The organism is uncultured Porphyromonas sp., from assembly GCF_934359325.1.
Taxonomy (GTDB): domain Bacteria; phylum Bacteroidota; class Bacteroidia; order Bacteroidales; family Porphyromonadaceae; genus Porphyromonas_A.
In genome coordinates, this window is sequence record NZ_CAKRLH010000068.1 from 1 (window position 1) to 7,973 (window position 7,973).

The following is a 7,973-nucleotide window of genomic DNA, read 5'->3' on the forward strand; positions in this document are numbered from 1 at the left end:
AGGAAGGCGAGCGGCGTGCCGGTAGTGACACCGTCCAAGAGACCGGAGATAAAGTCGACTCGGTCACTCTCCCGACGGGCGGTCGATCCCTCTGTGGCTCCGCCTCGCCTGCGGGCAAGCTGATACGCAACCTCATCGCTGTCGACTCTGAGGCCGGCAGGGCAGCCGTCGATGACCCCTCCGATACAGGGACCATGCGACTCACCAAAGCTGGTAAGGCGGAAGAGCTTGCCGTGGGTATTCATACCGCTACTACTTCTTCTTGGCTGATGTGAGGATGTCGACCCTTGACCTGGGGATCCGAATGGCCACCCAGCGACGTATGGTCTGCTCCCTCTCCTCGGTGAGCTTGCTGGAGCGCGTATAGATTCGGACAAGGAAGGTCGTGTCCGGACGAACGACCTCAAGGGAGTCCTGATTGTAGGTGATCACGTCGCCAAACTCCAGCTGACTCACCTCTGGAAAGAGCGCCTTCATATCAACGGCAAGTCGCTGCGACTCCTCACCAATAATGGCATACTGGGAGAGCAGTCTCTGCAGAGAGTCGATCTGGTAGTGCTGATAGGCAACGAGGTCAGCGGTTCCGCGTCCGCCATTGCCCCTGTAGACGTCATCGAGGATCGAGGAGCGGAGACGCTGTACGTTTTGCCGGTCATAATTCTGCTGGATCATCAGGGCGGTCTTGTGGAGGCCATAGCCGTCGAGCTTCGCATCCAGCACCTTCTCCTCCTCCTCGGTGATCTCCGCGCCAAGTACATTCACGGTCATGAAGGTGGAGTCCCCACGCTTGTAGGAGTCGTAGGAGAGCACATAGCGGTCATCACCGGTGATCTCAGACCGGATGAAGTTTCGCTCAGCCTGCTCCTTGACTGTGGTCTGTACCATCTGCCAAGCCAGGTAAATACTGGGCAGGAGTGTACAGATGACGATGGCGGCGACGGCACGATTGAGCAGCCGCCCCCGCTTCTTATCGACATAGGTGACCCGCGGGTAGTCGAGCGCGCGGACGGTGATGTAGGTAGCGAGACCGATGAAGACGGCATTGATGATGTAGAGGTAGAAGGCTCCGATGAAGTAGTGGACGTTCATCGTCGCGATGCCGTATCCTGCTGTACAGAGCGGAGGCATGAGGGCGGTGGCAATGGCGACACCGGGGATCACGTTCCCCTTATTCTTACTGGCACCGGCGGTGATGCCTGCCAGACCGCCGAAGGAGGCGATCAGCACATCGTAGAAGGTCGGCTGCGTGCGGGCGAGGAGCTCCGAAGTGATGGTCTCCACCGGTGAGAGGAGGAAGTAGACTGTAGCGGTGGTGATGCCGATGAGGGTCATCATTCCGAGGTTCTTGAGGCTACGCTTGACCAGCTTGAAGTCGGTGATCCCAAGCCCGAGACCGAAGCCGAGGATAGGACCCATGAGCGGGGAGATGAGCATCGCACCGATGATGACGGCGGTGGAGTTCATATTCAGTCCCAGCGACGCGATGAAGATCGCACAGATCAGGATCCACATCTTCGGACCCTTAAAGTCGACATCGGCGGCAATCGACTCGATGGTCTTCAGCTCATTTTCCTTGTCGAGACCGAGGTCAAAGTACTCCTTAAGGAAGCCGACGAAGCCTTCGTTCTTCTTTACCTGAGGCTGTTCTGCATCTTCGGGCTTAGGATTGGATGGTTGGGTACTCATTTTCTATAATGACGCAAAAGAGTAAATACAGGAGTAAAGAAATAGCCTGCAAGACCGATGTAGATCAGCAGGAGAAGCGTACGGAGTACAAGCGTGAGCGCCAAGCTCTCGGGGTGGATCTGCATCCCACCGAAGTAGAAGAGTGCTCCCAGCGCCAGGATCCCCAGATCCGACCGTGTCCGGTATGCTATCGGATGGTGACGTTGCCCGAGGACGTAGGAGAGGAGGAGCATGACGAGGTTGCAGCTGACGGCGGCCCAGGCACAGGCTATGAAGCCGTAGCGCGGCACGCCCAGCGTGATGATCGTAAGCGTGACGACGAGACCGATCACGGCAAAGAGCGCCCCGTAGTAGGTCCGATCCGTCACCTTATACCAGACAGAGAGGTTGTAGTAGATCCCGAAGAGGATCTCGCTGAACATCATCCACGGCACGATCACTAGCCCGGAGTAGTAGTCGGGACGGACGATGACCTTGAAGACATCGATCCAGAACATCACCCCGACGAAGATAACGGAGGCGAAGAGGATGAAGTAGGTCATCGCCATTGTATACGCCTGACCGGCGTCTCGCGACTTCATCTTGCTAAAGACGAAGGGGTCGTAGGCGAAGCGGAACGCCTGCAGGAACATCACCATAATAACCGAGATCTTGAGATTTCCGCCAAAGATCCCGAGCGCCGTCATCCCCTCGCCGTGGTCGGCATAGAGGTAAGGGATCAGCACCTGACCGGCCATCTTATTGAAGTCGCCCGCCAGCCCAAGCAACACCAGGGGACCGCAGTATCGCGCCAGCCTCGGCAGAAGCTCTCGGTCGAAGCCCTTGAGCCCGTACCGGAATAGCGGCAGCATCATCAGTGCCTCGATGCTTGAGGCGAGGAGGTTGGAGACGAAGATATACCCTACTCCCATGCCGGGTCGGTAGAGCCAGTCGGGGAGATCGTATCCCGCTGCCTCCAGTCTCGGACAGAGGATAAGGAAGAAGAGGTTGAAGAAGATATTCAGCCCTATGAAGAGGAACTTGTAGAAGGCAAAGCGCCAGGGCTTATGCTGATACCGCAAGTAGGCAAAGGGGAGCGACATCAGGGCATCCATGGCCACGATGACGACAAACATCCCTACGTACTCCGGGTGAAGGGGGTACTTCAGGAAGTCCGCTATCGCCTGCGTCTGAGTGAGACCGATGAGGAGGAAGATCAGTACCGGGACCGACAGCACCTTGAGACATGTGGCGTAGACCTGCTGCGGCTTATCGGAGGTATTGATGAAGCGGAAGAGCCCCGTCTCCAGCCCAAGCGTCAGCACCACTAAGATCACACTGACCCAGGCGTAGAGATTGGTCACTATGCCATACTCCGCCGAGGTTGCCAGCACCCGGATGTAGAGGGGTGCCAGGAGCCAATTGAGAAACTTGCTGACGATATTCGTAAGGCCATAGACCACCGTGTCCTTGGCCAGACTCTTCATGCCGCCCTGTGCCATAAGTCCTTAGAGTGAGAGATCCTGCTCATCCCAGAGCATCTGTCCCCGAGCCGGTGCCTGCGACGGACGGCCAAAGTGGGTATAGGCAAGCGACGTGACGACGCGCCCTCTTGGGGTCCGCTTGAGGAAGCCCTCCTTGATCAGGAAGGGCTCGTAGACATCCTCGACGGTGCCGGCATCCTCCCCGATAGAAGTGGCGATGGTCTCGACACCCACCGGGCCGCCCTCAAACTTGTCCATGATTGCCAGGAGGATCTTCCGGTCTATCTGATCCAGTCCGTACTCGTCGATATTGAGCGCCTCGAGGGCATAGCAAGCCACCTCGTGCGTCACCTTACCGGTTCCCTTGACCTGAGCAAAGTCGCGTACTCGCCTCAGCAGCGCATTGGCCACACGGGGCGTGCAGCGGCTGCGATTGGCGATCTCTGTCGCCGCACGCTCCTCGCACTCGATCCCCAGGATGCCGGCACTACGGAGGACGATCTCCCTCAGCATCTCCGCATCGTAGTACTCGAGGTGCATGTTGATCCCAAAGCGGTCCCGAAGCGGAGCCGTGAGGAGACCGCTCCGTGTGGTGGCGCCGATGAGGGTAAAGGGCTCCAGGTCAAGGCGAATGCTTCTCGCTCCTGGACCCTTGTCAATTAGGATGTCGATCCGGTAGTCCTCCATGGCAGAGTAGAGGTACTCCTCCACCACGGGCGGCATGCGATGGATCTCATCGATGAAGAGTACCTCTCCCGGCTCGAGCGAGGTGAGTACACCGGCAAGGTCTCCCGGCTTATCCAGCACCGGACCTGAGGTAACCTTGATCCCCACCCCGAGCTCATTGGCAATGATCTGAGAGAGGGTGGTCTTCCCTAGTCCGGGCGGACCGTGGAGCAGGACGTGGTCGAGCGTCTCACCCCGCATCTTCGCCGCTTGGACAAAGACACTGAGATTGCCCACCACATCGGGCTGACCGGTGAAGTCCTCGAAGCGCTGCGGCCTCAGGAGCTTGTCGGGATCCCTCCGCCCCTCCTCATCAGAGAGAGTGAGCGGATCGCTCCCAAGCTCGACACCACGTATGTCGAAGTCCTCCAGACCCTCTATCTTACGATCCTCGTCGCGCATGTCCTCAGATCTGCTCTATTAGTGCCTGCGCCCGGATCGGTTACCGCCGCGGTGTGAGTTGTAGCCTCCTCGGCGATGATCATCCTGAGGCTGATCAGCCGGCTTATCCGCCAGCTCAAAGTCGAGGAACCTCTTCTGGAGATCAGCCCGTGCCACACGTATCCTGATCGTGTCGCCGAGGGCGTACCGCCGGCGGGTATTGATACCCACAAGCGCCATGGTCTTGTCGTCGTACTCGTAGAAGTCATCGCTGAGATCGCGGATCGGCACCAGTCCCTCGCAGCCATTCTCCTTGATCTCCACAAAGATCCCGAAGTCCTTGACACCACTGACCATACCCTCAAACTCCTGCCCAAGTCGCTCCTGCATATACTCGATCTGCTTGTACTTGACTGACGAGCGCTCCGCATCGGCAGCCGTCTTCTCCATCTCCGAGTCGTGCTCACAGATGGCATCGAGGTCGCTCCTGTCGGCACTCTTCCCGGTGGTCATATACTGCCAGAGCAGGCGGTGAACCATCATATCAGGATGACGGCGGATCGGGCTGGTGAAGTGGGTGTAAAACTCAAATCCGAGCCCGAAGTGGCCAATATTCTCTGTCTGGTAGACAGCCTTAGACATCGTGCGGATCGCCAAGATCTGGATCACATTCTCCTCCGGCTTCCCCTTGATCTCCTCGAGGAGCTTATTGAGATTGTCTGAGATGGACTGCGCGTCCCCTGTGTAGATAAACTTGTACCCCAGCCGTCCCACGTACTCGGCAAAGTTCTGCAGCCGCTCCTCATCGGGACGGTCATGCACGCGGTAGATAAAGGGTGGCACCTTCTCGTCCCGCTCCTTGGCCAGCTTAGCAATGTGCTTCGCGACGGTGCGATTGGCAAGCAGCATATAGTCCTCGATCAGACGATTGGCATCGGTATTCTCCTTGACATGGACGGAGATCGGCTTACCCTTCTCGTCGAGGTCAAACTCCAGTTCCTCCTGCTCAAACTCGATCGAACCGTGCTCGAAGCGCTTTTTTCTCAATGCCTTGGCTATCTCATCCAGCTTATGGACCGCCTCTTCCACCTCGGGCGTCACGCCGGGCTGACCATTGATCACCTCCAGCACCTCCTCGTACTTAAATCGGTAGTCGCTGTGGATCACCGTGCGGGCGACATGGTAGTCGAGCACGGTTCCAAGGGAATTGACGCGGAAGATGCAGGAGAATGCGGGTCTGTCCACACCGGCACGGAGGGAGCAGAGATCGTTGCAGAGCCGCTCCGGCAGCATAGGCACGGTGCGATCGACCAGATAGACACTGGTCGCACGCTGAGAGGCCTCCTCGTCGATTGGATCCCCGGGGGTGACGTAGGAGGTGACGTCGGCGATGTGGACACCCACCTCATAGGTGCCGTCTCCGAGATCCTTGTAGGAGAGCGCATCGTCGTAGTCCTTCGCCGACTCCGGGTCGCAGGTAAAGGTGAGTCGGTCGGTGTAGTCCTCCCTCTTGTATTTCGGATCGTATGCCATCTGCTCATCGAGGTCATTGGCATACTGCTCCAGATTCTCCGGATAGGAGTAAGGCAGACCATACTCAGCCAGGATGGCGTGCATCTCGGTGTCGTTGCTGCCCGGCTCACCGAGGCGGGAAATCACCTCACCGACAGGATTCTTGGCATGATCCGGCCACTCCAGCACATGGACCAGGACCTTCTCACCATCCTGAGCGCCATTGAGGTTGCGATCCGGGATCAGGATATCATTGTCCAGCTTACGGCTATCGGTGATGAGGAAGTTATAGCCGTGGCTGATCGACATCACGCCGACGAAATTAGTCACCACCCGCTCCAGTATCTCGATCACCTCACCCTCGATCTCCTGACCGGGGCGAAGCGCCAGCAGCTGCACCATTACCTTGTCACCATCAAAGGCGTGGGCGGAGTTTCGCTCCGCCACGCGGATCGGGTCGCTCCCATCCTCGGGGTAGAAGAAATTGTGTCCCTTGCCCGCCTTCCGCCGGAAGGATCCGGTCAGCTTTGTATTCTTGGTTCTGTAGATGTACTCGTCACTGGCGGCGCCTGCCTGGATGAGCTTCTCGCGCATCAGCTGATCGATCACCTCTCGGACCATCTGTTTCTCCGAGCCATCCTCTGCGCCGACCGACTTACAGATCACCACGACAGACACACAGACATTGGCATGACTGGTAAAGTAGTCGATCACATCACGTCTGTAGCGAGAGAAGCCTCGCTCCCTCTTACTCGGCTTATAGGACGACTCTCTAAATGCCTGACTACTCTTATCTTTTCTAGACTTAAATTTCTTTCCCATTGATTATTTCTGTGTATCATTAGTGACCGACAAAGTTACCCAAATTTCCCCACCTCCTTCCGCCCTCATCCGCACCCTCCAGAGCCCCTCCTCCCGAGTTCCCGGGACCGAAGTCGGTCTGAGTGAAATCTATTACCGGTATTAGTTGCCACTAATACCGGTAATAGTCTCAACTAATACCGGTATTAGAAAAGCCTCCCCCCAAAAAAAAGCCGGAGAGTGCGGAAGAATTCTTCCGCACTCTCCGGCTGATCAAAGTCGATCCTGTGGTCCCACACGGGCTTGAACCGTGGACTCCCTGATTATGAGTCAGGTGCTCTAACCGACTGAGCTATAGGACCAGAGTATCTTCATTATACCGAAAATGCTCTCAATACAGGCGCAAAGGTACAATTTTTTCCGCTCACTTCCGATCCCGCAACCGCAGCCATCAGGGTGATGCAATTAGGATGAAGGTGCTCAAGCCTCTCGACTTACAGTGTGGCAAATACGGCTGATCGTGCAAGAGATCCCGGGTCATCACAACCATCCGAATGGTTGCTGTGCCACTGACTTATAGAGCTAACTCCAGATACTTAGACTCTGTAGTCTCCTTAGTATAAGCCAAACGAATGAATATACAGGCATTGACCATCAGACCATATCTCGAGGTAGTATATACCCTCTGACCATGTCCCCCTCCGAGAGTTTCCAGACCCACGTAAAGTAAATAAGTACATATTACCCTTAGAGCAAACCATATCAACATCATATTGTGTCTCATAAAACACTGTCAAAGATGAGTCATCCCACTCATGGCGTTTGAACTTTAGATGAAATGTATATTTCCCCGAGAAATCAGTTTTGGACTTTATTGTTATTCTGGGGCATAAGAACATAGACTCTGCTGCAGCAATGGGGGAGCCATAAGGAGTCTGAACTGCTCCGGAACGGTCTATGTTTGCAATCTCCACCTTTGTAATCTCAAAAGCACTCAAGGCTTTCTTGTGCACTCTTCTTGCAGGCGCGGACGGTGTGCTTGCAGTCGCTGACCTATCAGCCCATGCAGGCTGCGATGGGGTGGTGGCTGTCTTCTGACTTTCACGAGGATACTCGGTAGACGGAGGAGTCGATCTCGTTTCTTCTGCTGGATCTAATTCTTCTTGTTTTTGTCTTAGCTTGTTCGCCTCAGCAGCCCTACGGTCTATCTCTGCTTTTATCTCTTCAGCCCGGTTATCCATTTTCCCACTTTCGTATTGCAGGGCTGACAATTCATCCTGCACCGAAATTCTCAAGTCCTTCTCTTTCTGATATTTATTATTAAAATACACAGTTACAAGCAGAGAGGAAATAAGCAAGACAATGATCAAGAAGACGACCCTACCTTCATCGAAGGAAAAACTC

Annotated in this window: 6 protein-coding genes and 1 tRNA gene; all 7 read right to left on the bottom strand. The window is 55.8% G+C overall.

Annotated elements, in window-relative coordinates; translation table 11 throughout:
* The coding region (locus Q0F21_RS03905) for a chorismate synthase (protein WP_297237589.1) at positions 1-245 on the bottom strand (245 nt) is incomplete at its 3' end.
* Between the two features lie 7 nt (positions 246-252).
* Positions 253-1,686, bottom strand: a complete 1,434-nt coding sequence (locus Q0F21_RS03910) for a TIGR00341 family protein (RefSeq protein ID WP_297237591.1) — start codon at positions 1,684-1,686, stop codon at positions 253-255.
* The gene (locus Q0F21_RS03915; protein WP_297237593.1) at positions 1,683-3,167 is read right to left on the bottom strand and encodes a hypothetical protein; all 1,485 of its coding nucleotides are present in this window, start codon (positions 3,165-3,167) and stop codon (positions 1,683-1,685) included. Before Q0F21_RS03915 ends, Q0F21_RS03910 begins: the two co-directional genes overlap by 4 nt.
* A 6-nt stretch (positions 3,168-3,173) precedes the next feature.
* On the bottom strand, positions 3,174-4,277 hold the full coding sequence (gene ruvB, locus Q0F21_RS03920; RefSeq protein ID WP_297237595.1) for a Holliday junction branch migration DNA helicase RuvB: 1,104 nt from the start codon (positions 4,275-4,277) through the stop codon (positions 3,174-3,176).
* An 18-nt stretch (positions 4,278-4,295) separates the two neighbouring features.
* The gene (rnr, locus tag Q0F21_RS03925; RefSeq protein WP_297237598.1) at positions 4,296-6,590 is read right to left on the bottom strand and encodes a ribonuclease R; all 2,295 of its coding nucleotides are present in this window, start codon (positions 6,588-6,590) and stop codon (positions 4,296-4,298) included.
* Between the two features lie 267 nt (positions 6,591-6,857).
* Positions 6,858-6,931: transfer RNA gene (locus tag Q0F21_RS03930), tRNA-Ile, on the bottom strand.
* A gap of 252 nt (positions 6,932-7,183) precedes the next feature.
* Positions 7,184-7,973, bottom strand: a 790-nt coding sequence (locus Q0F21_RS03935) for a hypothetical protein (RefSeq protein WP_297237600.1), incomplete at its 5' end; no start/stop codon positions are given.

Excerpts from the sequence above, each read along its gene's own strand:
- Q0F21_RS03910 (WP_297237591.1), bottom strand. The coding sequence starts at position 1,686 with ATGAGTACCCAACCATCCAATCCTAAGCCCGAAGATGCAGAACAGCCT.
- Q0F21_RS03915 (WP_297237593.1), bottom strand. The coding sequence starts at position 3,167 with ATGGCACAGGGCGGCATGAAGAGTCTGGCCAAGGACACGGTGGTCTAT.
- ruvB (WP_297237595.1), bottom strand. The coding sequence starts at position 4,277 with ATGCGCGACGAGGATCGTAAGATAGAGGGTCTGGAGGACTTCGACATA.
- rnr (WP_297237598.1), bottom strand. The coding sequence starts at position 6,590 with ATGGGAAAGAAATTTAAGTCTAGAAAAGATAAGAGTAGTCAGGCATTT.